Source organism: Pseudomonas sp. PvP025, from assembly GCF_017832155.1.
Lineage (GTDB): Bacteria > Pseudomonadota > Gammaproteobacteria > Pseudomonadales > Pseudomonadaceae > Aquipseudomonas.
The window spans coordinates 26,906-53,259 of the sequence record NZ_JAFIBJ010000001.1 but is presented as its reverse complement, the minus strand read 5'-3'; the positions used below and the strand labels follow the sequence as shown (position 1 = coordinate 53,259).

The window sequence follows — 26,354 nt, the reverse complement described above, 5'->3', positions numbered from 1 at the left end:
ATTGGCTCTTCGTTTATTGAAAAATAGAACGCATAAATAAAATTACAAACGAATATCAGACTCTTCACGGCTCAGCAGGTATTTCAGATCGTAGAGAACATGCTCAGCCTTACCAAACTTGCGAATTTTTTCAGCGCCCAGAGCCTTGAATTCATTATGCGCAACGGCCAGCACAATACCGTCATAGACATCAGTGCCCGGTTCGGCAATAGGCGTTATGCCATATTCATGGTTGGCCTCTTCAGGGCTGACCCATGGATCATAAATATCCACTGCAATGTTGTACTCTTTCAACTCATTGACAATATCCACGATTCGCGTGTTACGCAGGTCCGGGCAGTTTTCCTTGAACGCCAGGCCCATAATCAATACACGAGCGCCATCGACATGAATACGGCGCTTAACCATCGTTTTTACCAACTGGGAGACCACATACGCGCCCATTCCGTCATTGAGACGGCGTCCCGCAAGAATGATTTCGGGGTGATAGCCGATGGATTGAGCCTTGTGAGTCAGGTAGTAGGGGTCGACGCCGATGCAGTGCCCGCCCACCAAGCCTGGCCGGAATGGCAGGAAATTCCATTTCGTGCCCGCAGCCTGGAGCACTGACTCCGTATCAATACCCATTTTATTGAAAATAATGGCCAGCTCATTGATCAGAGCGATGTTTAAGTCACGCTGGGTGTTTTCAATAACTTTCGCCGCTTCGGCAACTTTAATGCTGCTTGCCTTGTGCGTGCCCGCAATGATGATCTGGTTGTAAAGAGCATCCACCAGATCGGCGATCTCAGGTGTGGATCCGGAAGTCACCTTCTTGATGGTAGTGACACGATGCTCCTTGTCTCCCGGATTAATACGCTCAGGGCTGTATCCGGCAAAGAAATCGACGTTGAATTTTAATCCGGAAAATTTCTCAAGGACGGGCACACAGTCTTCTTCAGTTGCGCCGGGATAGACGGTCGACTCATAAATAACCAGGTCGCCTTTCTTCAGCACCTTACCGATACTTTCTGATGCCTTGATCAGTGGCGTAAGGTCTGGTTGGTTGTACTCATCAATCGGCGTAGGCACTGTCACCACAAACGTATTGCAGCTGGACAATTCGTCCAGATTAAAACTGAAGCTGAGCTTACCGGCCTGCTTCAACTCCTCATCGCTCACTTCCAGCGTGGAGTCGTGCCCGGCTCTCAAGGCCTGGATACGCGGCTGGTTGATGTCAAACCCAACCACCGTCCGATGCTTGCCAAACTCCACCGCGAGGGGCAGGCCAACATATCCAAGACCTATAATGGCGAGCTTAATATCTTCCAGTTTTTGCATAATTAAAGCCTAATAATAAAATAAAATTTCACTGAACCATCTTCAGCGCTGAATACTTCAACATCCCCGTGAATCAAGACCTCTGACAGCAGGTCCCCCGCAAGCTGAGCTCGCCCACCGGCAAGAAATCTCCAGCTGCTTGCTGGCGCTTTCTGCGCGCCAACTGATTGATCGCTCAAGCCAATATCACTTTGCCATGCCTGTACCCGGATGGTTTAGCCGAGCTTAACCGTTCAAAAGTCAACACCTGCAAAAACAGCGTAAACCCGCTACACCCTTGAGCGAGGACGTTTGGTAAGCATAATACTACGAGATGCTTCACCAAATAAGCGCCAGCAGAACATAAACCGCACCACATGTATCTGCCAAAGCCAGATATGCTACCGGCACCATGAATGCGTGAGCGTTTTGGCTTCAGGTCAGCAAATCAACACCTGAAGCCAGCGCGCCTGGTAACCTCATATCAGCCTACCGCTCACTTTTTTCTACCTCTGCGTGTACAGGCGGTGAGTGAGATGACCTACCAACTGCGGCGCTACGCTTAATTAACAGCAGCGAACGCGCCAGGGCGATCAAAACACCGAGGACCCCGCCCATAATAAGACCAGACAGCAGAATAAGAGCCTTTTTTGGTTTAATCGGCTTAATCGGCTCGAGCGCCAGCTTATCTATGACGACCAATTTCAACTGCGCCATATCAAGATTCAGACTACGGAGCCGGGCCTGCTCCCCCCGAAGAGGCGCGACATTACTCAAAAACAAATCTTCGTTTTTACGATTGTTCAGCAATTCAATCTCGCGATTAGACTGCAGCAATTGAAGGTCCTTGGCGATTTGCGCGATACGGACATCGGTAAAGTCATCACTCTTACGCTGTAGCAGAGCGCTACGCTCTGCCTCCAGCGCCTCGACCCCCATGAAGTACAGAGGGAGTTGCTGATTATTGATTTCGGTACGAATGACGCTGGATGACCGATTATTGCTTTTATCACCTAATGACGAAAGCGTAGATGGTTTTTGTATTCCAAGTGATTTAGCAATTGCAATGGATTCACCCAACAGCGCCAGTCGATCGCTACGAGCGGCCTTTAGCTGAGCGCGCAGTGCCTTGAGCTCATCTTGCAATTGAGCACGACGAAGCACATCTTTCTCGGCCAACTTTGCAATCCTGGCCTCTTTATCCATTTCGTAACTTGAGCGAGCCGCGCTCAACTTTCCTTCAATTTCCGTTAATCGATTTTTAACAATCACACTCAAGTCAGCAGCAATCTGCTGCCGCTGCGCATTAATTGCGTATTCGACAAACCCATTGAGAATAGACACCCCATCTATCCCCTTGGGGTAGGTCATTTCAAGCTTAATATAGTTGCTTAATTCGTCCGATTTCTTGGAATCCGGAACTTCAAGATTTATTGAATTTTTGTTGAACTCCTCAAAACTCTGCTCCAATGTTCTCCCTGGGCGCGAGAAAGCCTTGAACAGATTTTGATGCGAGCGAAAGAAACCAAGACGAATATCGTAAGACTCAAGCGCCTCCCCCACTTTAATCAACGCCTGCGCCGGTGGAAGCGTATAAACTTCAGACCGATTCAAAGCGTCCAGTTCGTTAATTGCGGCAGGGCGCAGGACGCTGGTCACTTGATATTCTGGCGTAACTAAAAAGGCGTAAACAGCCGACAGAGCGCCGGCAAGCACGACGACGGCAAAAATTAGAACCTTATTTTGCCAGAGCCCATGAAAAAGCATTTCAAGGCCGAATTTTTCCGCAGGGGGTACCGGAATGACGCGAAGACTACTACTCACAACAAAAACCTGCCTTCAAGAAGAAACTGCGGGCTCGTTATGCAGACAAATTGTGTGTTTGTTCTAATTGGATGACCGCCTGAACCGAGCGTCTCTGCCAAATTCCGAGCGCACAAACTGCCTGTTATCGAGAACAGATTTCATTTTGCCATCTCTCTGGTTTATTACAAGACTTGACATGTCTGTAGGCCTTTACCTACAACGCCAAAAAAACCAATATCAGTCATGCTGGGCGACAACGAGGCGGAAGGAGAATTTCGGATCTGACAGATCACAGCCAATGATTTAACGAAACCCCAAGCCTCTAGGCACTCCCAAGTAGAAAAGCGCCTGGGGACCTGGACTTACCCGTAAACGATATTTTCTGACAGGCGGTCATGACCCTTTACTCAGTCTAATCCAAACAAGCGAGAGCAGACTTCAGCTTCGCCCGCCTGCCATAGACCTGCGATGACGACGCCCTACCAAAACACCCAGCAACGGCCCTATCACCATCCCAACAATCAACGCCACCACAACAAACACCGAAACAGGCAGCTCCCTAGTAGCCTGCCCCATAAACGAAAGCGATACGCCCTGCTGATTTTCCAATACAAACGCCAGGACTATCAAAGCAACGATCAGTACCGCGAATACCGCAACAACGCGCTTAACCCCACGCATAACCTTCTCCTACCTCAAAAACACTCAGACGCCTTCTTCCTCTTCTTCGTTCACCCGGTCACGCAACTCTTTGCCCGGTTTGAAGTGAGGGACGAATTTACCGTCGAGGCTGACGGATTGGCCTGTTTTTGGATTGCGGCCAACGCGGGGCGCGCGGTAGTGCAGGGAGAAACTGCCGAAGCCACGGATCTCGATGCGATCGCCGGTGGCCAGACACTGGGACATTTGCTCAAGCATAGTCTTGATAGCCAGCTCAACATCCTTGGATGAGAGCAGCCCTTGATGGGTGACAATTCGTTCGATCAACTCCGACTTCGTCATATTTTTCCCTTCTTTTTCAAGCAGCTAGGAAAAGCGCTCCGAAGGTTTTAGCATGACTTGATGAATTTGAACAGCCCACGCAATACTTATGTGCAGGTTAATAGCGCTGCCTGATGGGCACCGCCGTGGGTCATTTACAGATGACCAACATCGTTCGAGTGACTGCGCCGGCAGGATTCCAACCAAACAAGTAATCGCCCTCTTCATCCTTCGCGTCGCTGGACCGCGTGATCACCTTATAGCCCTGCATCTTGCATTCGCGAGCAGCGCGCTTCTCACACTTCTCCCAATTACCGCCAAGGCCCGAGCAGTCGATCTCTACCCCACTCACACCGCGCTTGACGTGCGTTTTTGCGCTGGTGACGGAACAGCCTGACAGCATCACCAATACGAGCACCAAAATAAGCCTGTTCATTCAAACCCTTATTGAAACAAAACGCCGAGAGCGCTTTTACAATGACTATAGTCAGTTCTGACACCGACCTGTAGACCAGAGCTCTACAAGGATGATTCAACGAATTTCAGGCACAAAAAAGGGCGACCGAAGTCGCCCTTTTTCTATGGTCTGACAGAACTTAGTTCTGTTTTTCCATTTGTGCACGCAACAGGTCGCCCAGAGTGGTAGGACCAGCAGCGATGCTATCCGAAGGCTTGTCTTTCAAGCTTTGGATGGCTTCTTTCTCTTCAGCATCGTCTTTCGACTTGATGGAGAGCTGGATTACACGGCTCTTGCGGTCAACGCTGATGATCTTGGCTTCTACTTCCTGGCCTTCTTTCAGAACGTTGCGCGCGTCTTCAACGCGGTCACGGCTGATTTCGGAGGCTTTCAGAGTCGCTTCGATATCGTCGGCCAACGTGATGATGGCGCCTTTAGCGTCAACTTCTTTCACGATGCCTTTAACGATTGCGCCTTTGTCGTTGTCCTGAACGAATTCAGAGAACGGATCGCTTTCCAGTTGCTTGATACCCAGGGAGATGCGCTCGCGCTCTGGGTCAACCGACAGGATAACGGTGTCCAGCTCGTCGCCCTTCTTGAAACGACGAACAGCTTCTTCGCCGACTTCGTTCCAGGAGATGTCGGACAGGTGAACCAGGCCGTCGATGCCGCCGTCCAGACCAATGAAGATACCGAAATCGGTGATCGACTTGATGGTGCCGGAGATCTTATCGCCCTTGTTGAACTGGCCGGAGAAATCTTCCCATGGGTTGGATTTGCACTGCTTGATACCCAGGGAGATACGACGACGCTCTTCGTCGATGTCCAGAACCATAACTTCCACTTCGTCGCCGACTTGTACGACTTTCGAAGGGTGGATGTTCTTGTTGGTCCAGTCCATTTCGGAAACGTGTACCAGGCCTTCCACGCCTTCTTCCAGCTCAGCGAAGCAGCCGTAGTCGGTCAGGTTGGTTACACGCGCGGTCACGCGGGTGCTTTCCGGGTAACGCGCTTTGATAGCAACCCATGGATCTTCACCCAGTTGCTTCAGGCCCAGGGAAACACGGTTGCGTTCGCGATCGTATTTCAGAACCTTGACATCGATCTCGTCGCCAACGTTGACGATTTCGGAAGGATGCTTGATACGCTTCCAGGCCATGTCGGTAATGTGCAGCAGGCCATCGACGCCACCCAGATCGACGAATGCGCCGTAATCGGTGAGGTTCTTGACGATACCTTTGACTTGTTGGCCTTCCTGCAGGGATTCCAGCAGAGCTTCACGCTCGGCGGAGTTCTCTGCTTCCAGGACGCTACGACGGGAAACGACAACGTTGTTGCGCTTCTGGTCGAGCTTGATGACCTTGAATTCGAGTTCCTTGCCTTCCAGGTGCGTGGTGTCGCGCACTGGACGAACGTCGACCAAAGAACCTGGCAGGAACGCACGGATGCCGTTAACGTCGACAGTGAAGCCGCCTTTAACCTTACCGTTGATAACGCCCTTGACCACTTCTTCAGCTGCGAAGGCTGCTTCGAGAACAATCCAGCATTCAGCGCGCTTGGCTTTTTCACGGGACAGCTTGGTTTCACCGAAACCGTCTTCAACCGAGTCCAGAGCAACGTGAACTTCGTCACCGACGTTGATGTTCAGCTCGCCAGCATCGTTGTAGAACTGTTCCAGCGGGATCAGAGCTTCAGACTTCAGACCAGCGTGAACGGTTACCCAGCGAGCTTGGTAATCGATATCAACGATAACACCGGTGATGATGGAGCCTGCCTGAAGGTTCAGGGTTTTTAGGCTTTCTTCAAAGAGTTCCGCAAAGCTTTCGCTCATTTTAATTCCTGTTGATAAGGGCGAAGAATACGCCCATCTCCACACCCCAGACGGTATGGGTCAGTTTCATTTAGAAGAAGCACCGCAGGACTTTGACTGGTCCCCTGCAGCCTTCTTGGTCACCCGGCGATATCGCGAATGGCGATCTCACTCATGATGCGTTCCAGCACCTGCTCGATGGACAGCTCCGTGGAATCCAGCTGTATGGCGTCAGCCGCCGGCTTGAGCGGGGCTACCGCACGCTGGGTATCACGCTCATCGCGTGCACGGATCTCATCTAGCAGACTCGACAGACTAACACCATCGACTTTGCCCTTCAACTGCAAGTAACGGCGGCGCGCACGCTCCTCGGCACTGGCGGTCAGGAAAATCTTCAGCGGCGCCTCAGGAAACACCACGGTGCCCATGTCGCGGCCATCCGCTACCAGGCCTGGCGGCTCCTGGAATGCACGCTGACGCTGCAGCAACGCATCACGCACCGCCGGCAGCGCGGCGACCTGGGACGCCCATGAGCCAACCTGCTCGTTACGCAGGTCATCGGTCACATCATCACCTTCAAGGATGATGCGCTGCGGATGCCCTTCGGTCGCGCCGACGAACTGCACGTCAAGATGTGCCGCCAGCAGTTTCAGGGATTCTTCGTTGGTAAGGTCGACGCCATGGTTGCGTGCGGCAAACGCCAGCAGGCGATACAGCGCGCCGGAGTCCAGCAGGCACCAGCCCAGGCGCTTGGCCAGGATGCCGGCGATAGTGCCTTTGCCCGAGCCGCTTGGCCCGTCGATGGTAATCACCGGTGCTTTGATATTCACAATTGAGCCTCTTGGGCAACACGCATGCCGACGTGGGCACACAGGGTAAGAAAATTCGGAAAAGACGTCGCTACATTGGCACAGTCATGGATACGAATCGGCGCCGCCGCTCGCAGGCCAGCCACGCTGAAGGCCATGGCAATCCGGTGGTCTGCATGGGCCTGCACCTCGCCGCCGCTTAACGGGCCGCCGTCGATGATAATCCCATCGGCGGTAGGTTCACACTTCACCCCGAGCATCAGCAGACCATCGGCCATAACCTGAATGCGGTCGGATTCCTTCACGCGCAGCTCCTGAGCACCGCGCAGCACCGTTCTACCTTCAGCGCAGGCTGCCGCGACAAACAACACCGGAAACTCATCAATCGCCAACGGAACCAGCGCCTCGGGAATTTCGATCCCCTTCAATGCAGCCGAACGCACGCGCAGATCCGCGACAGGCTCACCGCCCACCTCACGCTGGTTTTCCAGGCTGATATCAGCGCCCATCAATCGCAGGATATCAATCACGCCGGTGCGCGTCGGGTTAATGCCGACATGCTCCAGCAGCAGCTCGGCCTCGTCGGCAAGCGAAGCTGCCACCAGGAAAAACGCCGCCGAGGAGATATCCCCGGGCACATCTATAGGCGCTGCGCTGAGCACATGGCCCGACTCCACCGAAGCGGTCGCGCCCTCCACCACCACCGGGCAACCAAACCCGCGCAACAGGCGCTCGGTATGATCACGGGTCGGCGCAGGCTCGGTCACAGCGGTCTTGCCTTCGGCGTACAACCCCGCCAGCAGCAGACTGGATTTGACCTGGGCACTGGCCATCGGCAACGTGTAATTCAACCCTTTCAACGACTGACCACCACGAATGCTCAACGGCGGACGCCCTTCAGGCCCCGTCTCGATCACCGCGCCCATTTCCCGCAGCGGCTGGACCACACGATTCATCGGGCGCCGGGACAGCGAGGCGTCGCCGGTCAATACGCTGTCAAAGCGCTGCGCCGCGAGCAACCCGGCGAGCAGGCGCATCGAGGTGCCGGAGTTGCCGAGGTAGATCGGCCCCGGTGGCGCCTTCAGCCCCTGCAGACCGACGCCATGGATCGTTACGCGCCCATGGTGCGGACCTTCGATCACGACGCCCATGTCACGAAACGCCTGCAAGGTCGCCAGGGCATCCTCGCCCTCCAGGAAACCTTCCACTTCGGTGACCCCCTCGGCCAACGAGCCCAGCATGATCGAGCGATGGGAGATCGACTTGTCGCCCGGCACACGGATGCGCCCACTCAAGCGACCACCCGGGCTGGCCACGAAGACCACCTCATCAGCGCTCACAGCGGTTTCCATATAGGCCCGGCGCGCCAGGATCTTGCTGAAGTGCTCACGCGCCACCCGCGCACGCGTGAACACGCCCAGTAACTGATGACCATCTCCGGCATCGACCGCGTCGCGCAAGGCGTCGAGGTCGCTGCGGAAGGTATCCAGGGTGCGCAACACCGCTTCGCGATTGGCGAGAAAGATGTCGTGCCACATCACCGGGTCGCTGCCGGCAATCCGCGTGAAATCACGGAAGCCGCCAGCGGCGTAGCGGAAGATCTCCAGGTTTTCGTTGCGTTTGGCCAGCGAATCCACCAGACCAAACGCCAGCAGATGCGGCAGGTGGCTGGTCGCCGCCAGCACTTCGTCGTGACGCTCGACCTGCATATGCTCGACATCCGCCCCCAGTTCGCGCCACAGACGATCAACCACGGCCAGCGCCGCCGGATCGGTTTGCACCAGCGGCGTCAGAATCACTTTGTGCCGACGAAACAACTGCGCATTCGAGGCTTCCACCCCGCTCTGCTCGGAGCCGGCAATCGGGTGGCCCGGCACAAAACGCGCCGGCATGCCGCCAAACGCCTGTTGCGCCGCGCGCACCACATTGCCTTTGGCACTGCCGACGTCGGTGAGAATCGCCTGGCCCAGGTCCATGCCGGCCAATACCCCAAGCAGCTTTTCCATCGCGAGGATCGGCACCGCCAGCTGGATCACATCCGCGCCCTGGCAAGCCAGGGCCAGGTCCGCTTCACAGCGGTCGACCACGCCCAGCTCAACCGCCAGCGTGCGCGATTGCGGGTCCAGGTCCACACCGACCACTTCGCCACACAGCCCGCTTTCACGCAGGCCTTTGGCGAAGGAGCCACCGATCAACCCCAGGCCGACCACCACCAGGCGACCGATCATAGGCACAGCAGGTTGCAATGCAGTGACATCAACCACGAGCGAGAACCTTGGCCAGTGCCTCAAGGAAGCGGCTGTTCTCGGCCGGCAGGCCTATGGTGATACGCAGGTGGTTCGGCATGCCGTAGTTGGCCACCGGGCGCACGATCACGCCTTCGCGCAGCAGGCCCTGGAATACCGGGGCGGCCACCTGGCCGAGGTCGACGCAGATGAAATTGCCCTTGGACGGAATCCAGCCCAGGCCCAATTCACGGAAACCTTGCTGCAGTTGCAGCATGCCGCGTTCATTGATGCGACGGCCTTCCTCCAGGTACTCGGTGTCCTTAACCGCCGCGCAGGCTGCCGCGAGGGCGAGGCTGTTGACGTTGAAGGGCTGGCGCACGCGGTTCAGCACATCCGCAACCACCGCCGTCGACAGGCCGTAGCCAACGCGCAACGACGCCAGGCCATAGGCCTTGGAGAAGGTGCGCGACACCAGCAGGTTCGGGTAGGTCGCCAGGAAGTCGAGGCCGTTTGGCAACTCGCCGCCTTCAGCGTACTCGATATAGGCTTCGTCGAGCACCACCAGCACGTGCTCGGGCACGTCTTGCAGGAAGTCGTTCAACGCTTGGGCATCAAACCAGGTGCCGGTGGGGTTGTTCGGGTTGGCGATAAACACCACGCGTGTCTGCGCGTCGATGGCCGCCAGCATCGCCGGCAGGTCATGGCCCCAGTCCCTGGCCGGAATTATCCGCGCATCGGCGCCAACGGCCTGGGTCACGATGGGGTAGACCGCAAACGCATGCTCGCTGAACACCGCATTCAGGCCGGGCGCCAGGTAGGCACGACCGACCAGCTCAAGAATGTCGTTGGAGCCGTTGCCCAGGGTCACCTGGTTAAGTTCCACAGCGCAGTTTTGCGCCAGCAGCGACTTCAGCGCAAAGCCGTTGCCATCCGGATAACGGGTCAACTCGGCCAGCTCTTCACGAATCGCCGCCAGCACCTTGGGGCTCGGGCCCAGCGGGTTTTCGTTACTCGCCAGCTTGACGATCTTCGAAGGGTCCAGGTTCAACTCACGCGCCAGTTCGTCCACAGGCTTGCCCGGCACGTACGGCGAGAGTTGTTGCACGCCCGGCTGCGCCAGGGCGAGGAAGTTGCCACTCATGTCAAAGCCTCACAAAACCGCTTTCGGGTAAGAGCCGAGCACCTTGAGTGCTACCGCTTCCTGACTGATCTTCTCGAGCACGCCCTTGACCAGCGGGTCGCGGTGATGGCCGATGAAGTCGATAAAGAACACATAGGTCCATTTACCGCTGCGCGAAGGACGCGTCTCGATGCGCGTCAGGTCAATCCCGTTGTCGTGGAACGGCACCAGCAGTTCATGCAGGGCGCCTGGCTTGTTGCTCATGGACACGATGATCGAAGTCTTGTCGTCGCCGGTCGGCGGCACTTCCTGACTGCCGATCATCAGGAACCGCGTGGAGTTGTCCGGACGGTCCTCGATCTTTTCGGCCAGGCGCGTCAGCCCGTAAAGGCCCGCAGCCATGTCACCGGCGATCGCCGCCGAATTCCACTCACCCTTGACCCGCTTGGCGGCCTCGGCGTTGCTCGACACTGCCACGCGCTCGACATTCGGGTAATGGGCATCCAGCCACTTGCGGCACTGGGCCAGGGACTGAGCGTGAGAGTAGATACGGCTGATGCTGTCGGTCTTGGTGTTTTCGCCCACCAGCAGGTGATGGTGAATGCGCAGCTCGACTTCGCCGCAGATCACCATGTCGTGCTCGAGGAAGCTGTCGAGGGTGTGATTGACCGCGCCTTCAGTGGAGTTTTCCACCGGCACCACGCCAAAATTCACCGCACCGGCCGCCACTTCACGGAACACTTCATCGATGGCCGCCATCGGCTTGCTGATCACGGCGTGGCCGAAATGCTTCATGGCCGCCGCCTGGGTGAACGTGCCTTCAGGGCCGAGGTAAGCCACTTTCAGCGGCTGCTCGAGGGCCAGGCACGAGGACATGATTTCGCGGAACAACCGCGCCATCTCTTCGTTGCCCAATGGGCCCCTGTTGCGCTCCATCACACGCTTGAGCACCGCCGCTTCACGCTCGGGCCGATAGAACACCGGCACCTCGCCTTCGGCCAGTTCAGCCATCTTCACCCGCGCCACTTCCTGGGCGCAGCGCGCACGCTCACTGATCAGTTCCAGGACTTTCTCGTCCAGGCTATCGATGCGGACCCGCAGGGCCTTGAGTTCTTGCTCAGACATTAGCCGTGTTCCTTTTCGAACTCTGCCATGTAGGCAACCAGCGCGTTGATCGCGTGGATGTCCACAGCGTTGTAGATGGAGGCGCGCATGCCACCCACCGAGCGGTGGCCCTTGAGATTCAGCAGGCCGCGCGCGTCGGCACCGGCCAGGAATGGTTTGTCCAGGCGGTCGTCAGCCAGGCGGAACGGTACGTTCATCCACGAGCGGTTGCCGAGGTTGATCGGGTTGCTGTAGAGGCCGCTGGCGTCGATGAAGTCGTACAGGACGCGCTTCTTCTCTTCGTTGAGCTTGCCCATGGCAGCGACACCGCCCTGCTCTTTCAGCCACTCGAACACCAGGCCCGAGAGGTACCAGGCGAATGCCGGCGGGGTGTTGTACATCGAGCCGTTGTCGGCTGCGACCTTGTAGTTGAGCATCGTCGGGCACACCGCACGGGCGCGGCCCAGCAGGTCTTCACGGATGATGTTGACCAGGATGCCGCTCGGGCCGATGTTCTTCTGTGCACCGGCGTAGATCATGCCGTAGCGCGACACATCGATCGGGCGCGAAAGAATGTCCGAGGACATGTCACACACCAGCGGGACGTCGCCCACTTCAGGCACCCAGTCGAATTGCAGGCCACCGATGGTTTCGTTCGCCACGTAGTGCACGTAGGCCGCATCCTTCGTCAGCTTCCATTCGTTCTGACCGGGAATGGCGAAGTAGTCGTAGGGCTTGGCGGTGCCTGCAACATTGACGTTGCCGTAACGGGAGGCCTCCTCAATCGCCTTCTGCCCCCAGATGCCGGTGTCGATGTAGTCGGCCGTGCCGCCTTCGGGCAGCAGGTTCAGCGGGATCTGGGCGAACTGCTGACTGGCACCGCCTTGCAGGAACAGCACCTTGTAGTTTGAAGGGATGCCCAGCAGGTCGCGCAGGTCCTGCTCGGCCTTGGTGGCGATGGAGACGAACTCATCGCTGCGATGGCTCATTTCCATCACGGAGAGGCCTTTTCCATGCCAGTCGAGGAGTTCACCCTGCGCGCGCTGCAGGACTGCTTCAGGAAGCGCCGCGGGACCGGCACAGAAGTTATAGGCTCTCTTGCTCACATCCAATCTCACTCTGATCTGGTGGGGCTGCAATCATGTTCGGCAACAACCTTTCGCTGGAGCGAACCCTGGTGGGAGCGGGCTTGCCTGCGATACAGGCACTGCGGTGGTTCCAGTGATACCGCGGTGATGCTATCGCAGGCAAGCCAGCTCCCACAGGGATCGGTGCCAGACCAAGGATAGGTATTTCAAAGGGGACACAAACAACAAGGGGGCGAATCTTCATCCGCCCCCTGTGTGTCCGCTTATTCCTGCGGTTCTTCTTCGTCTGCGGCAGCATCGAGGGTGGGCTCGTCGATGTTGTCATCGCCGGTTGCGATCACCTCACCGTCAAATTCTTCGCCTTCCAGCTCTTCACCTTCAATTTCCGAAGGCTCCTGCACACGCTCAAGGCCTACCAGCTTCTCGTCCTTGGCCAGCTTGATCAGGGTGACGCCCTGAGTGTTACGGCCCAGGCTCGAGACTTCGGCCACACGGGTACGCACCAGCGTGCCCTGATCGGAAATCAGCATGATTTCCTCGCCGTCGAGCACCTGCACCGCGCCGACCAGACGGCCGTTGCGGTCGTTGCTGACCATAGCGATCACGCCCTGGCCGCCACGCTTGTACTCGGGGAACTCGCTGATGGCTGTGCGCTTGCCGTAACCACGCGCCGAAGCGGTGAGGATCTGGCTGCCTTCTTCCGGGATCAGCATCGAAATCAGCTTCTGCCCTTCCGGCAGACGCATGCCGCGTACACCACGGGCCGTACGGCCCATGGCACGCACGTCGGATTCCTTGAAGCGCGTGACCTTGCCGCCATCGGAGAACAGCATCACTTCACGCGCGCCATCGGTAATGGCGGCCGAGATCAATACGTCACCTTCATCCAGCTCCAGGGCGATCAGGCCCACGCTGCGCTGACGGCTGAAGGATTCCAGCGGGGTCTTCTTGACGGTGCCTTTGGCAGTCGCCATGAAGATGAAGTGACCTTCGGTGTACTCGTCGACCGGCAGCATGGTGGTGATGTATTCATCACTGTCCAGGGGCAGCAGGTTGACCAGCGGACGACCACGGGCGGCGCGGGACGCCTCGGGGATTTCGTAGGTTTTGAGCCAGTACACCTTGCCCTTGCTGGAGAACAGCAGCAGCGTGGTGTGACTGTTGGCGACCAACAGATGAGCGATGTAGTCCTCATCCTTCACGCCGGTAGCCGATTTGCCTTTACCGCCACGACGCTGGGCCTGGTATGCCGCCAGCGGCTGGGTCTTGGCATAGCCGCCGTGGGAGATGGTCACCACGCGGTCTTCTTCCGGAATCATGTCGCCCAGGGTCAGGTCGAGGCGGGCATCGAGGATTTCGGTGCGGCGCACGTCACCGTATTCGGCGCGGATCACTTCCAGCTCTTCGCGGATCACTTCCATCAAGCGCACGGCGCTGTTGAGGATGCGGATCAGCTCGCCGATCTGGTTGAGAATCTCCTGGTACTCGGCCAGCAGTTTCTCGTGTTCCAGGCCGGTCAGACGGTGCAGACGCAGTTCCAGGATGGCCTGGGCCTGTTCCGGCGACAGGAAGTACTTGCCATCACGCAGACCGTATTGCGGATCCAGGGTCTCCGGACGACAGGAGTCGGCACCGGCGCGCTCAACCATTGCCACAACGGCGCTGGATTCCCACGGCATCTTGATCAGCGCTTCCTTGGCTTCCGACGGCGTCGGCGAAGCCTTGATCAGCGCGATGACCGGGTCGATGTTCGACAGGGCAACCGCCTGGCCTTCCAGGATGTGGCCGCGCTCGCGGGCCTTGCGCAGTTCGAACACGGTACGGCGGGTGACCACTTCGCGACGGTGACGCACGAAGGCTTCCAACAAATCCTTGAGGTTCAGGATGCGTGGGCGGCCGTCGATCAGTGCAACCACGTTGATACCAAACACGCTTTGCAGCTGGGTCTGGGCGTAGAGGTTGTTGAGGATCACCTCAGGCACTTCGCCACGACGCAGCTCGATCACCACGCGCATACCGTCTTTGTCGGACTCGTCGCGCAGCTCGGTGATGCCTTCCAGTTTCTTCTCTTTAACCAGCTCGGCGATCTTCTCGATCAGACGCGCCTTGTTGAGCTGGTACGGCAGTTCGGTGATAACGATCTGCTGGCGGCCACCGACCTTGTCAATGTCTTCGATGATCGAGCGGGCGCGCATGTAAATGCGGCCGCGACCGGTGCGATAGGCTTCGATGATGCCGGCACGACCGTTGATGATCGCGGCGGTCGGGAAGTCCGGACCGGGGATGTATTGCATCAGCTCATCGACGGTCAGCTCGGGGTTGTCGATGAGGGCCAGGCAACCGTCGATGACTTCACCGAGGTTGTGCGGCGGAATGTTGGTGGCCATGCCCACGGCAATACCGCTGGAACCGTTGACCAGCAGGTTGGGAATACGGGTCGGCATGACGGCCGGGATCATTTCGGTGCCGTCGTAGTTCGGCACCCAGTCCACGGTTTCCTTGTGCAGGTCGGCCAGCAACTCGTGCGCCAGCTTGGTCATGCGCACTTCGGTGTATCGCATGGCCGCGGCGTTGTCGCCGTCGACCGAACCGAAGTTGCCCTGGCCGTCTACCAGCAGGTAGCGCAGGGAAAATGGCTGGGCCATCCGAACAATGGTGTCGTACACCGCAGTGTCGCCGTGCGGGTGATACTTACCGATCACGTCACCGACAACACGGGCAGATTTCTTGTACGGCTTGTTCCAGTCGTTACCCAGCTCGCTCATCGCGAACAGCACACGCCGGTGCACGGGCTTCAAGCCATCGCGCGCATCAGGCAGTGCCCGACCCACGATTACGCTCATTGCGTAGTCAAGGTAGGACTGTTTCAGCTCGTCTTCGATATTGACCGGGAGGATTTCTTTGGCCAGTTCGCCCATGAGAAGCCTGATTCCTTTTTCGGGTGAAACCTCGTCACATCCATTCGGGATGAACGAAGCTCGCCGCTGCCGGCAGGGTGCCTGACAACGACTTACGACAAATCAACGAGTTATGACACGGATCTGCACGTTACAGGCAACCCCTTTGGGTGGCCCTGGAAACCGCCGGATGTTATCACAATCGCCGCCACGCACCTATCCCCCTCATGCGCATGGAGGCCAGTAATTTGACCGGTGACAGGCTTGAGGGGGACGAGAGGGGCTCAGAGGTGGGGTGGTGGTGTTTTTTGAGGGTGAATCCGGGAGTTTTATTGACTTTGAGGGCCAATCGGGGGCAAGCCCCCTCCCACACTTGAAGGGTGAACACAGTCAAACATGTGGCAGGGGGGCTTGCCCCCGATAGCAATGACACAGACACCACAGCCTTCAATGCAGTCGTTTGCGGCACATCAGCCTGGCCAGCTTCGCCGTATCCGGCCGCTCCACAACACCTTTTTCAGTGACGATCACATCAATCAGGTCAGCCGGCGTCACGTCGAACGCCGGATTCAACGCCGGCACCTCCAGGCGCTGGCCGCCAATGTCCAGCAACTCCTCGACATCGCGCTCTTCCAGCGCCACCTCCTCGCCGGTGGCCATCATCAAGTCGACCGTCGAACTCGGCGCCACCACCATAAAGCGCACGCCATGGTGCATGGCGCACACGGCCAACTGGTAGGTGCCAATGGTGCTGATCACATCACCATTGGCCGCAATGCAGTCGGCGCCGACGACCACCCAGGTCACACCCTTGGTCTTGAGGATATGTGCGCCGGCAGAGTCGGCATTCACCGTGACCGGGACCCCGTCGCCGGCCAGCTCCCAGGCGGTCAGTCGCGAGCCTTGCAGCCAGGGGCGGGTCTCATTGGCATAAACCTGCTCGACCAGGCCCTCCAAAAAGGCCGCGCGAATCACACCGAGTGCCGTGCCGACGCCGCCCGTCGCCAGGGCGCCAGCGTTGCCATGGGTGAGGATCGCCTGGACATTGCCCTGATGCTTGCGAATCCGCTCCATGCCCAATTGGGCCATGACGACATTGGCTTCGCGGTCGCTCTCATGGATCGTGATCGCTTCGGCTTCCAGCGCCGCCAGGGGGTCGGCGTGCTTCTTGAGGCGGTCCAGGCGGTCGCGCATGCGCTTGAGTGCCCAGAACAGGTTGGCGGCGGTCGGACGGGTATCGGCCAGCAGCGCGTAGTCTTCCTCCCACGCCGCCTGCCAGTCATCGCCTTCGGTGATACGCGCACGGGCGGCCAGCACCAGACCGTAGGCGGCGCTGATGCCGATGGCCGATGCCCCGCGCACCACCCTCGCGCGAATGGCCGTGGCCACTTCCTCCGCTGTCGAGCAGGCCACCCAGCTCTGGCGGGCCGGCAAGGTACGCTGATCGAGCAGGTACAGTGCGCCATCCCGCCACTCGATGGCCTTCACTTTCTCCGCAGCCAACAGTCGGTCGCGCATCCCTAACCCCGCACTCATGAACAAAAGCCGCCGATTATAGCGATCCGCCAGCCAGGACGCTCGGGTATACTTCGCCCTTCTTTTTATAGCTGCCAGGGAAGAAGCCTGCGATGACCGCCACTGCCGCCCCGCTCGACTTATTGCTGCTGCCGACCTGGCTGGTACCTGTCGAACCCGCCGGTGTGGTGCTCAAGGAGCATGCGCTGGGCATTCGCGATGGCTGCATTGCGTTTATCGGGCCACGGGCGGCCGCGTTGAAGCTGGCGGCCAACGAAGTGCGCGAGCTGCCGGGCATGCTGCTCAGTCCCGGCCTGATCAACGCCCACGGGCACGCGGCGATGAGCCTGTTTCGCGGCCTGGCCGACGACCTGCCGCTGATGACCTGGCTGGAAAAACACATCTGGCCCGCCGAGGCCAAGTGGGTCGATGAAGCCTTCGTACGCGACGGCACCGATCTGGCGATCGCCGAGCAGCTCATGGGCGGCATCACCTGCTTTGCCGACATGTACTTCCACCCCAAGGTCGCCAGCGACTGCGTGCACAACAGTGGCATGCGCGCGCAGATCGCGATCCCGATCCTCGACTTCCCGATCCCCGGCGCCAGCAGCGCCGACGAGGCGATCCGCCAGGGCATCGAACTGTTCGGCGACCTCAAGCACCACCCACGCATCAAGATCGCCTTCGGCCCCCACGCCCCCTACACGGTGTGCGACGCCAACCTGGAAAAGGTCCGGGTCATCGCCGAAGAGCTCGACGCCGTCATCCAGATGCACGTGCACGAAACCGCCTTCGAGGTGCAGCAGGCCGTCGAACAGACCGGCGAGCGGCCATTGGCGCGCCTGGGCCGTCTCGGTTTGCTTGGTCCGCGCTTCCAGGCCGTGCACATGACGCAGATCAGCGAGGACGACCTGGCCTTGCTGGTCGAGAGCAACACCAGCCTCATCCATTGCCCCGAATCCAACCTGAAACTGGCCAGCGGCTTTTGCCCGGTGGAGCGCCTGTGGCAGGCCGGGGTCAATGTGGCCATCGGCACCGACGGCGCGGCCAGCAACAATGACCTGGACCTGCTCGGCGAAACCCGCACCGCCGCGCTGCTGGCCAAAGCCGTGGCCGGCTCGGCCACCGCGCTGGACGCCCACCGCGCCTTGCGCATGGCCACCCTCAACGGCGCGCGGGCCATGGGCCTGGAAAGCCAGATCGGCTCACTGGAAGTAGGCAAGGCCGCCGACATGGTCGCCTTCGATCTTTCAGGCCTGGCGCAACAACCGATCTTTGACCCGGTCTCACAACTTATCTATGCCACCGGGCGCGAGTGCGTGAAACACCTGTGGGTCGCCGGCAAGCAGTTGCTCGACAACCGGCAACTGACCCGCATGGATGAACAACAGTTGACCGCCAAGGCCATCGCCTGGGGCCAACGCATCAGCGGGCATAACGAATAACGAAGGGGCTGGGCCGTACCTCCAGCACCGACCAACCGATTATCAGATTCAGAGGATTGACCATGAGCAACGTCGACCACGCCGAAATCGCTAAATTCGAAGCCCTGGCCCATCGCTGGTGGGACCGCGAAAGCGAATTCAAACCCCTGCACGACATCAACCCGCTACGGGTCAACTGGATTGATGAACGCGTCAACCTGGCCGGCAAGAAAGTGCTGGACGTGGGCTGCGGCGGCGGCATTCTCAGTGAAGCCATGGCCCTGCGCGGCGCCACCGTGACCGGCATCGACATGGGCGAAGCGCCGCTGGCCGTGGCCCAGTTGCACCAGCTGGAGTCGGGCGTCAGCGTCGAATACCGCCAGATCACCGCCGAAGCATTGGCCGAAGAGATGCCCGAGCAATTCGACGTGGTCACCTGCCTTGAGATGCTGGAGCACGTGCCGGACCCGTCGTCGGTGATCCGCGCCTGTTTCCGCATGGTCAAGCCCGGCGGCCAGGTGTTCTTCTCCACCATCAACCGCAACCCCAAGGCTTACCTGTTCGCGATCATCGGCGCCGAATACATCATGAAGCTGCTGCCGCGCGGCACCCATGACTTCAAGAAATTCATCCGCCCGAGCGAACTGGGCGCCTGGAGCCGTCAGGCCGGCCTGACCGTCAAGGACATCATCGGCCTGACCTACAACCCGCTGACCAAGCACTACAAGCTGGCCAACGACGTTGACGTCAACTACATGATCCAGACCCTGCGCGAGGAGTGAGCCTGTGAAGCTGCGAGCGGTTCTCTTCGATATGGACGGTACCCTGCTGGACACCGCGCCGGACTTTATCGCCATCTGCCAGGCCATGCGCGCCGACCGCGGCCTGGCGCCGATCAACCCCGAGCATGTGCGTGATGAAATCTCCGGCGGCGCACGGGCGATGGTCGCGGTGACCTTCTCGATGGACCCGGAATCTCCAGGCTTTGAAGACCTGCGCCAGGAATTCCTCGAGCGCTACCTCAAGGGCTGCGCCATCCACAGCACGTTGTTCGACGGCATGGAGCAGCTGCTGCAGGACATCGAGAAGTCCAAACTGATCTGGGGCGTGGTCACCAACAAGCCGCTGCGCTTCGCCGAGCCGATCATGCAGCAACTGGGGCTGGCCGAGCGCTCGGCCTTGCTGATCTGCCCGGACCACGTGAAAAACAGCAAACCGGACCCGGAGCCGCTGATCCTGGCGTGCAAAATGCTCAACCTCGACCCGGCCAGCGTGCTGTTCGTGGGCGATGACCTGCGCGATATCGAATCCGGCCGTGATGCCGGCACGCGTACCGCTGCGGTCACCTACGGCTACATTCACCCGGACGACAACCCGCGTCACTGGGGCGCCGATGTGGTGGTGGACCACCCGCTGGAACTGCGCAAGGTGCTGGATAACGCACTGTGCAGTTGCTGAGCGTTGCAAGGTCTTGTTGCCCCATGAACATCCCCTGTGGGAGGGGGCTTGCTCCCGATCGCAGTGTGTCATTCAACACAGGCGCTGACTGATCCGCCGCCATCGGGAGCAAGCCCCCTCCCACAAGGGATCGTCAGTGTTTTCAACGTCGAGGTTGTTTATGTTTGATTACTCAGCACGCCCGGAACTGCTCAAAGGCCGGGTGATCCTGGTAACCGGTGCCGGTCGCGGGATCGGCGCTGCAGCGGCGAAAACCTATGCGGCCCATGGCGCTACCGTGCTGCTGCTGGGCAAGACCGAAGCCAACCTGGCCGAGGTGTATGACCACATCGAAGCCGCTGGCCAGCCACAACCGGTGGTGATTCCGTTCAACCTGGAGACCGCCCTGCCCCATCAATACGATGAGCTGGCGGTAATGATCGAAAAGGCCTTCGGCCGCCTCGACGGTTTGTTGCACAACGCCTCCATCATCGGCCCGCGCACGCCGCTCGAGCAGTTGTCCGGCGAACACTTCATGCAGGTGATGCAGGTGAACGTCAACGCGATGTTCATGCTGACCCGCGCCCTGCTGCCGCTGCTCAAGCTGTCCCAGGATGCGTCGGTGGTGTTCACCTCCAGCAGCGTTGGACGCAAGGGCCGGGCCTATTGGGGCGCCTATGGGGTGTCGAAGTTCGCCACCGAAGGCTTGATGCAAACCCTGGCCGATGAACTGGAAGACGTGGCGGCGGTACGCGCCAACAGCATCAACCCGGGCGGCACGCGCACCAGCATGCGCGCCCAGGCGTATCCCGGGGAAAACCCGATGGACAGGCCGGCACCGGAAGAGATCATGCCGGTGTACCTGTACCTGATGGGCCCGGACAGTGCCGGGGTAAGTGGGCAGGCATTCGACGCGCAGTAATCCCAGTTTGGGAGGGGGCTTTGTGGCGAGCGGGCTTGCCCCGCGTTGGGCCGCGAAGCGCCCCCAGTAAAGTCACCGCGATCTCAACGAGAGTCCACGGTGGCAGGTTTTGGGGCCGCTTCGCGGCCCAACGCGGGGCAAGCCCGCTCGCCACAGGTACCCTGTCAAATCGGGTTTGCAAGGTCAGTTCTTCACCACCTCTTCGAGGGTGAAGCGGCCCAGAGGATTTTGCAGGAAGTTGCTCACGTTCTTGCGCGAGATATTGATGTACGGGCTGTAATACAGATCGATCCAGTTCACATCCTGTTTAGCCAACTTTTGCAACTCGACATACATCTGCCCGCGCTTGACCGGGTCAGCCTCGATCCGCGCGGCGGCTACCAGTTCCCTGACCTTGTCGCTTTTGTAGCGGGTCATGTAGTTCTGGTTGGTGTCGTGGCCCAGCACGAACGTGGTCTTCTGGTCCGGGTCGAGGATGTCGTTGGTCCAGTACATCACCGAAATATCGTATTCACCGTCCACCAGCATCTGCCAGCTCTGGGTCGGGTCGACCTTCTGCAGGTTGGCGGTGACGCCGACTTTGGCCAACTGGTCCTTGATGATCACCGCAATCTGCTCGTCGGCTTCGTTGCCGGCGTTGACCACGTAGTTGAGCTTCAAGTCCTTGGCACCGGCCGCTTCCAGGAGCTTTTTGGCAGCGGTCGGGTCGTACGGGCGTTGCAGGTTGTCGGCGTAGTGGTACAGCGAACCTTTGGGAATGTAGGAATAGGCCACGGTGCCCTGACCGTAGGTGGCGGCCTTCACCAGCGACTGCTTGTCGATGGCCATGTCCAGCGCTTCACGGACTTGCTGTTTGGCCAGCAGACCGTGGGCGTGGTTGATCAGCAGGTGATCCTCACGGGTGGACGGGTCGGCGTGGATCACTACGTTGCTGTCTTTCTTCAGCTCTTCAACCCGTGAAAACGGGACGAAGATCGCCGTGTCCAGCTCGTTGTTCTGCACCATGCGCATGCGCGTGTTGTCGTCGGTCACCGACACCCATTCCACGCCATCGAGGCTGACGTTTTTGGCCTGCCAGAAGTTCGGGTTCTTTTTCAGGATCACACGGTCGCCCTTGCGCCACTCCTCCACGGTGAACGCGCCGGAGGTCACCGGGTTTTCCGAGTAGGCGTCTTCGCCCATCTCGGTCATGGCTTTTTCCGACAGGATCGACACGGTTGGCGACGCCAGCTGCGAGAGGAAGGCCACGGCGGGGGTCTTCAGGGTGACAATCAGGGTTTTCGCGTCGGCGGCCTTGGCGGTGTTGATCAGGTTGAACGGGTCGGCCCACAGCGAGGCTTTGTTGTCACGGATGCGCAGCAGGCTGAACGCTGCGTCGGCAGCGGTGATTGCCGAGCCGTCGGAGAATTTCGCGTCACGCAGCTTGAAGGTGTAGGTCAGGCCATCCCTGGAAATCTCCCAGCTTTCGGCCAGGCCAGGTTCCATTTTGGTGCCCAGGTTATCCACCCGCACCAGGGTGTCATAAACGTTGGCGAACACCCAGGTGTCGCGGTTCTGTGCACTCTTGATCGGGTCGAACGTGGTGCTGTCCTCGCGGCAGCCGATGGTCAGCACCCCGGCGGCCTGGGCGAGCCCGGCGGTGAGGGACCAGGCGGTCAATGTGGCGGCGGCAAGCAACTTCAAGTGGCGTGATTGCATGTCATAACTCCTTGTCTATGAATGGCAGGGGTGGGTCAAAGCAAAGGTTCTTCAAGCACGCAACTGTACCGATGCTCGTGCAGGAAATGGGTCGGCGGCAACACCACGGAACACATGGCCCGCGCATGCCGGCAACGCGGGTGAAACGCGCAGCCGTCGGGCAGGTTCAGCGGGCTGGGTGGCTCGCCCGGCAGCGGCTCGGCAGGCAACGGCCGATGAGGATCGATCTCCGGGATCGCCTGGATCAGCGCCGCTGTGTACGGATGACGGGGCGCGGTGAACACTGCTTCCACCGGTCCTTCCTCCACGATTTTGCCCAGGTACATCACCGCCACGCGGTCGCACAGACGGCGCACGATGGCGAGGTCGTGGGCGATAAACAGAATCGCCAGGTTCATGCGCTGCTGCAGTTCCAGCAGCAGGTTGATGATCTGGCCCTGGATCGACACATCCAGCGCCGCCACACACTCGTCGGCAATGATCAGGCGCGGCTCCACCGCCAGCGCGCGGGCGATGCCGACGCGCTGGCACTGGCCGCCGCTGAGGGCGCCAGGCTTGCGTGACGCCAGCTCGGGGCGCAGGCCGACCAGATCGAGCAATTCATTCACCCGCGACGGGATCTGCTGCGGCGCGACTTTGCGCTGCACCCGCAACACTTCGGCGAGGGTTTCGCCGATGGTGTGGCGCGGGTTCAACGCCGCGTACGGGTCCTGGAAGATCATCGCGGTTTCATGGCGCAGGCGGGCGATGTCGATGGCGCTGCCGTGGGCCATGTCGATGCCATCGAACAGCACCTGACCACCACTGATGGGGTTGAGGTGCAAAATCGCGCGGCCCAGGGTGCTTTTGCCGCTGCCGGACTCGCCCACCAGACCGAGGGTTTGCCCGGCCTCCAGGTTCAGCGACACCCCGTTCACCGCCCTCACCCACTGCGTGTTCAAGCCGAACAAGCCGGTGCCGGACGCGGCAAACTTCACCTCCAGGTCCTTGATCTGCAGCAGGCTCATGGGTGCTCTCCCAGTGGATAGTGGCACGCCACCCGCGCGCCCTCGGGCAGCACTTCGGTGCATAACGCGCCCACCTGCGGGCAGCGTGGGTTGAAACGGCAACCGGACGGCAGCGCATCCAGCAACGGCGGCTGGCCGGGGATGGTGCGCAGCAAGGCATGACCACTGCTGTGGGCGGGCTGGCAGTCGATCAGGCCGGCGGTGTACGGATGCTGCGGACGGGCCAGCAGCGCGTACTTGCTGCCGTGTTCGCACAGGCGACCGGCATACATCACGGCGATGGAGTCACAGGTCTGCGCCACCACGCCGAGGTCGTGGGTGATCATGATGAGCGACAGGCCGCGCGTGTCACGCAGGTCCAGCAACAGGCGCAGGATCTGCGCCTGTACCGTCACGTCGAGCGCCGTGGTCGGCTCGTCGGCGATCAGCACCTTCGGGTTGCAGCCCAGGGCCACGGCGATCATCGCGCGCTGGCGCATGCCGCCGGAAAACTCATGGGGAAAGTTGTCGACCCGCGCCTGCGGGTCGGGAATGCCCACCTGGCGCAACACCTCGATGGCCTGAAGGCGCGCCTCCTTTTTCGATGCCCCTTGATGCAGGCGGATGCCTTCGGCGATCTGCTCGCCGATACGCATCAACGGGTCGAGGTGACTGCTGGGGTTCTGGAAGATCATGCCCAGTTGTCCACCACGCACCGCGCGCATGCCGGCATCGTCAAGCTGCAACAGGTCCTGGCCGGCCAGCCGCACGGCGCCGCCTTGTACCCGCAGGTTCGGCGACGGCAGCAGGCGCATCAAGCCGCGACAGGCCATAGTCTTGCCCGAGCCGCTCTCGCCCACCAGGCCGAGGATTTCGCCTTCGGCCAGGTCGAAGGACACGCGGTCGACCAGCGTGACATCGCGCCCGGCGTTGTTGGCGATCACGCTGAGGTCGCGCACCTGCAGCAGGCTCATGTGCGGTCTCCCAATACCTGCGCCACGCCGTCGGCCAGCAGGCTGAAGCCCATGGCCAGGGTCACGATGGCCAGCCCTGGAAAGGTGCAGATCCACCAGGCCGTGGTGATGAATGCCTGCCCTTCCGCCACCATGGTGCCCCACTCGGCCGTCGGCGGCTGCACGCCCAGGCCCAGGTAACTCACGGCAGCGCCGTTGAGCAGCACCAGCACCGCATCCGACATGGAAAACACAATCGAGCCAAACATCGCGTTGGGCAGCAAATGCCGGAACAGGATGCGCCCATGACCAAAGCCCAGGCTTCTGGCAGCCAGGGCAAACTCGCTTTCCTTGAGCACCAGAATCTGCGAGCGGATCAGCCGCGCGTATGACACCCAGCCCACCAGCGCCATGGCGATATAAAAACTTTTCAGGCCCGGGCCGAGGATGGCCATGATCGCCAGCATCAACACCAGGAACGGAAACGCCAGGATCACGTCGATCACGCGCATGCAGACGCTGTCGAAGCGCCCGCCGATATAGCCGGACACTGCGCCGACGAAGGTGCCGATCATGAACGGGAAGATCACGCCGACAATGGCCAGTTGCAGGTCAATCCGCGCGCCCCAGATCACCCGGGACAGAATGTCGCGCCCATAGTTGTCGGTGCCGAACGGGTGCGCCAGGCTCGGCGCCAGCAGGCTGAATTCGGTGTTCTGCGCAATCGGGTCATAGGGCGCGACCCAGGGCGCAAACAGCGCCAGAGCCAGCCACACCAGCAATACCAAAAGCCCCCACGCGGCGGTCAGCCGGCCATTGCGAAAGCCCAGCCGCAGGCGCAGGCGCCATGGCGCAATCATCGGGGCGCTGCTCATTGCATCTTCACCCGTGGGTCGAGGGTCACGGTCACTATGTCCGCGATGAAGTTAACCAGCACCGTCGCGCACGCCAGCACCATCGCCACGCCCTGCACCACCATGTAATCGCGGGTAAAAATGCCGCGTACCAGCAACTGGCCGATGCCGGGAATGGCGAACAGGCTTTCGATAACCACCGTGCCACTGATCAACCAGCCGATATTCACCGCCAGCAGGTTGACCGCCGGTACCAGGGAATTGGGCAGCACATGCCGGCGAAACACCGCCGCTTCCGACAGCCCACGGGCCCGGGCGGCGGTGACATGGTCGGCCTGCAACTCCATCAACATGCTCGCCCGCAGGTTGCGCACCAGCACCGCCGAGAGCGCCAGGGCAATGGTCAGGCACGGCAGCACCATGTGGTGCGCCTTGTCCAGCCAGGTACGGCCGTAACCGGACACCGGGAACAGCCCCCATTGCACGCTCAGCACAAGAATCAGCATCAGCCCCAGCCAGAACGCCGGCATGCCCAGGCCCAGCGTGGTGAACACGCGGATCAGGTTGTCCGCCCAGCCACCTTTGCGACGCGCCGCCACCGTGGCCAGCGGCACCGCGATCAGCAGCGCCAGCAGCACGCTGCCGAGCACCAGCACCAGGGTCGGTTCGATGCGGGTCACGATCAGCTTCAGGGCATCGACCTTGTACAGCAGCGACTGGCCGAGGTCGCCCTTGAGCAGGTTTTTCAGGAAGTAGAAATATTGCAGCCACAGCGGCTGATCGAGGCCGAACTGCGCGCGAATCTTCAGCAACGCATCCGGCGTGCTGCGCGAGCCGAGCAAGGCCCGCGCCGGGTCGCCGGGGATCGAGCGCACCAGCACAAAGGTGATCAGGCTGATGCCAAACAGCACCGGCAGCAATTGCAGCGGCCGGGACAGCACGAAACGGTAGCGCGCAAGGTTCATT

At 60.0% G+C, this 26,354-nt stretch carries 22 protein-coding genes; 4 read left to right on the top strand and 18 right to left on the bottom strand.

Going from position 1 to position 26,354, the window contains the following annotated elements:
• Positions 1-42: 42 nt before the first annotated feature.
• The 13 genes from tviB to mtnA form a co-directional block, all read right to left on the bottom strand.
• Positions 43-1,320: a Vi polysaccharide biosynthesis UDP-N-acetylglucosamine C-6 dehydrogenase TviB gene (tviB, locus tag JOE32_RS00255; RefSeq protein WP_209980379.1), complete on the bottom strand. Its 1,278-nt coding sequence runs from the start codon at positions 1,318-1,320 to the stop codon at positions 43-45.
• Positions 1,321-1,788: 468 nt separating this feature from the next.
• Positions 1,789-3,066 carry a Wzz/FepE/Etk N-terminal domain-containing protein gene (locus tag JOE32_RS00250; RefSeq protein ID WP_209990237.1) on the bottom strand — a complete coding sequence of 426 codons (1,278 nt, stop codon included), beginning with the start codon at positions 3,064-3,066 and terminating at the stop codon, positions 1,789-1,791.
• Positions 3,067-3,543: 477 nt separating this feature from the next.
• Positions 3,544-3,786 carry a LapA family protein gene (locus JOE32_RS00245; RefSeq protein ID WP_209980376.1) on the bottom strand — a complete coding sequence of 81 codons (243 nt, stop codon included), beginning with the start codon at positions 3,784-3,786 and terminating at the stop codon, positions 3,544-3,546.
• A 24-nt stretch (positions 3,787-3,810) separates the two neighbouring features.
• The gene (ihfB, locus tag JOE32_RS00240; protein WP_003189779.1) at positions 3,811-4,107 is read right to left on the bottom strand and encodes an integration host factor subunit beta; all 297 of its coding nucleotides are present in this window, start codon (positions 4,105-4,107) and stop codon (positions 3,811-3,813) included.
• 130 nt (positions 4,108-4,237) lie between these two features.
• Complete coding sequence (locus tag JOE32_RS00235; protein ID WP_209980374.1) at positions 4,238-4,522, bottom strand: hypothetical protein; 285 nt, start codon at positions 4,520-4,522, stop codon at positions 4,238-4,240.
• Positions 4,523-4,682: 160 nt separating this feature from the next.
• Positions 4,683-6,374, bottom strand: coding sequence for a 30S ribosomal protein S1 (gene rpsA / locus JOE32_RS00230; protein WP_003235361.1), 1,692 nt, complete (start codon positions 6,372-6,374; stop codon positions 4,683-4,685).
• A 119-nt stretch (positions 6,375-6,493) separates the two neighbouring features.
• On the bottom strand, positions 6,494-7,183 hold the full coding sequence (gene cmk, locus JOE32_RS00225; RefSeq protein WP_012722932.1) for a (d)CMP kinase: 690 nt from the start codon (positions 7,181-7,183) through the stop codon (positions 6,494-6,496).
• Positions 7,180-9,390: a bifunctional prephenate dehydrogenase/3-phosphoshikimate 1-carboxyvinyltransferase gene (locus tag JOE32_RS00220; protein WP_245229124.1), complete on the bottom strand. Its 2,211-nt coding sequence runs from the start codon at positions 9,388-9,390 to the stop codon at positions 7,180-7,182. The genes cmk and JOE32_RS00220 overlap by 4 nt, the downstream gene beginning before the upstream one ends.
• 28 nt (positions 9,391-9,418) lie before the next feature.
• The gene (hisC, locus tag JOE32_RS00215) at positions 9,419-10,531 is read right to left on the bottom strand and encodes a histidinol-phosphate transaminase (RefSeq protein ID WP_209980369.1); all 1,113 of its coding nucleotides are present in this window, start codon (positions 10,529-10,531) and stop codon (positions 9,419-9,421) included.
• Positions 10,532-10,540: 9 nt separating this feature from the next.
• Positions 10,541-11,635, bottom strand: coding sequence for a prephenate dehydratase (gene pheA / locus JOE32_RS00210; protein WP_057009614.1), 1,095 nt, complete (start codon positions 11,633-11,635; stop codon positions 10,541-10,543).
• The gene (gene serC, locus JOE32_RS00205) at positions 11,635-12,720 is read right to left on the bottom strand and encodes a 3-phosphoserine/phosphohydroxythreonine transaminase (protein WP_209980367.1); all 1,086 of its coding nucleotides are present in this window, start codon (positions 12,718-12,720) and stop codon (positions 11,635-11,637) included. Before serC ends, pheA begins: the two co-directional genes overlap by 1 nt.
• A gap of 245 nt (positions 12,721-12,965) precedes the next feature.
• A complete protein-coding gene (gene gyrA / locus JOE32_RS00200) occupies positions 12,966-15,620 on the bottom strand; it encodes a DNA gyrase subunit A (protein ID WP_209980365.1) in 2,655 nt (884 codons plus the stop codon).
• A 426-nt stretch (positions 15,621-16,046) separates the two neighbouring features.
• A complete protein-coding gene (gene mtnA / locus JOE32_RS00195; protein ID WP_209980363.1) occupies positions 16,047-17,117 on the bottom strand; it encodes an S-methyl-5-thioribose-1-phosphate isomerase in 1,071 nt (356 codons plus the stop codon).
• 110 nt (positions 17,118-17,227) lie between these two features.
• Between mtnA and JOE32_RS00190 the strand changes: the two genes are divergently transcribed.
• The 4 genes from JOE32_RS00190 to JOE32_RS00175 all read left to right on the top strand — a co-directional run bounded on the left by JOE32_RS00190 (position 17,228) and on the right by JOE32_RS00175 (position 20,897).
• Positions 17,228-18,559 carry a TRZ/ATZ family hydrolase gene (locus JOE32_RS00190; protein WP_209980361.1) on the top strand — a complete coding sequence of 444 codons (1,332 nt, stop codon included), beginning with the start codon at positions 17,228-17,230 and terminating at the stop codon, positions 18,557-18,559.
• A 62-nt stretch (positions 18,560-18,621) separates the two neighbouring features.
• Complete coding sequence (gene ubiG, locus JOE32_RS00185; RefSeq protein ID WP_057009609.1) at positions 18,622-19,320, top strand: bifunctional 2-polyprenyl-6-hydroxyphenol methylase/3-demethylubiquinol 3-O-methyltransferase UbiG; 699 nt, start codon at positions 18,622-18,624, stop codon at positions 19,318-19,320.
• Positions 19,321-19,324: 4 nt separating this feature from the next.
• On the top strand, positions 19,325-19,996 hold the full coding sequence (gene mupP, locus JOE32_RS00180; RefSeq protein ID WP_209980359.1) for an N-acetylmuramic acid 6-phosphate phosphatase MupP: 672 nt from the start codon (positions 19,325-19,327) through the stop codon (positions 19,994-19,996).
• A gap of 160 nt (positions 19,997-20,156) precedes the next feature.
• Positions 20,157-20,897: a YciK family oxidoreductase gene (locus JOE32_RS00175; protein ID WP_209980357.1), complete on the top strand. Its 741-nt coding sequence runs from the start codon at positions 20,157-20,159 to the stop codon at positions 20,895-20,897.
• A 183-nt stretch (positions 20,898-21,080) separates the two neighbouring features.
• On the opposite strand, the gene JOE32_RS00170 is transcribed toward JOE32_RS00175, so the two are convergent.
• The 5 genes from JOE32_RS00170 to JOE32_RS00150 are packed head-to-tail and all read right to left on the bottom strand — an operon-like array spanning position 21,081 to position 26,353.
• Complete coding sequence (locus JOE32_RS00170) at positions 21,081-22,595, bottom strand: ABC transporter substrate-binding protein (RefSeq protein WP_209980355.1); 1,515 nt, start codon at positions 22,593-22,595, stop codon at positions 21,081-21,083.
• Positions 22,596-22,630: 35 nt separating this feature from the next.
• Positions 22,631-23,602 (bottom strand): ABC transporter ATP-binding protein, encoded by a 972-nt coding sequence (locus tag JOE32_RS00165; RefSeq protein WP_209980354.1) that lies wholly within the window; start codon positions 23,600-23,602, stop codon positions 22,631-22,633.
• On the bottom strand, positions 23,599-24,555 hold the full coding sequence (locus JOE32_RS00160; RefSeq protein ID WP_209980352.1) for an ABC transporter ATP-binding protein: 957 nt from the start codon (positions 24,553-24,555) through the stop codon (positions 23,599-23,601). The genes JOE32_RS00165 and JOE32_RS00160 overlap by 4 nt, the downstream gene beginning before the upstream one ends.
• Positions 24,552-25,409: an ABC transporter permease gene (locus JOE32_RS00155; protein ID WP_209980350.1), complete on the bottom strand. Its 858-nt coding sequence runs from the start codon at positions 25,407-25,409 to the stop codon at positions 24,552-24,554. The genes JOE32_RS00160 and JOE32_RS00155 overlap by 4 nt, the downstream gene beginning before the upstream one ends.
• A complete protein-coding gene (locus JOE32_RS00150) occupies positions 25,406-26,353 on the bottom strand; it encodes an ABC transporter permease (RefSeq protein WP_003235320.1) in 948 nt (315 codons plus the stop codon). The genes JOE32_RS00155 and JOE32_RS00150 overlap by 4 nt, the downstream gene beginning before the upstream one ends.
• Position 26,354 lies beyond the last annotated feature (1 nt).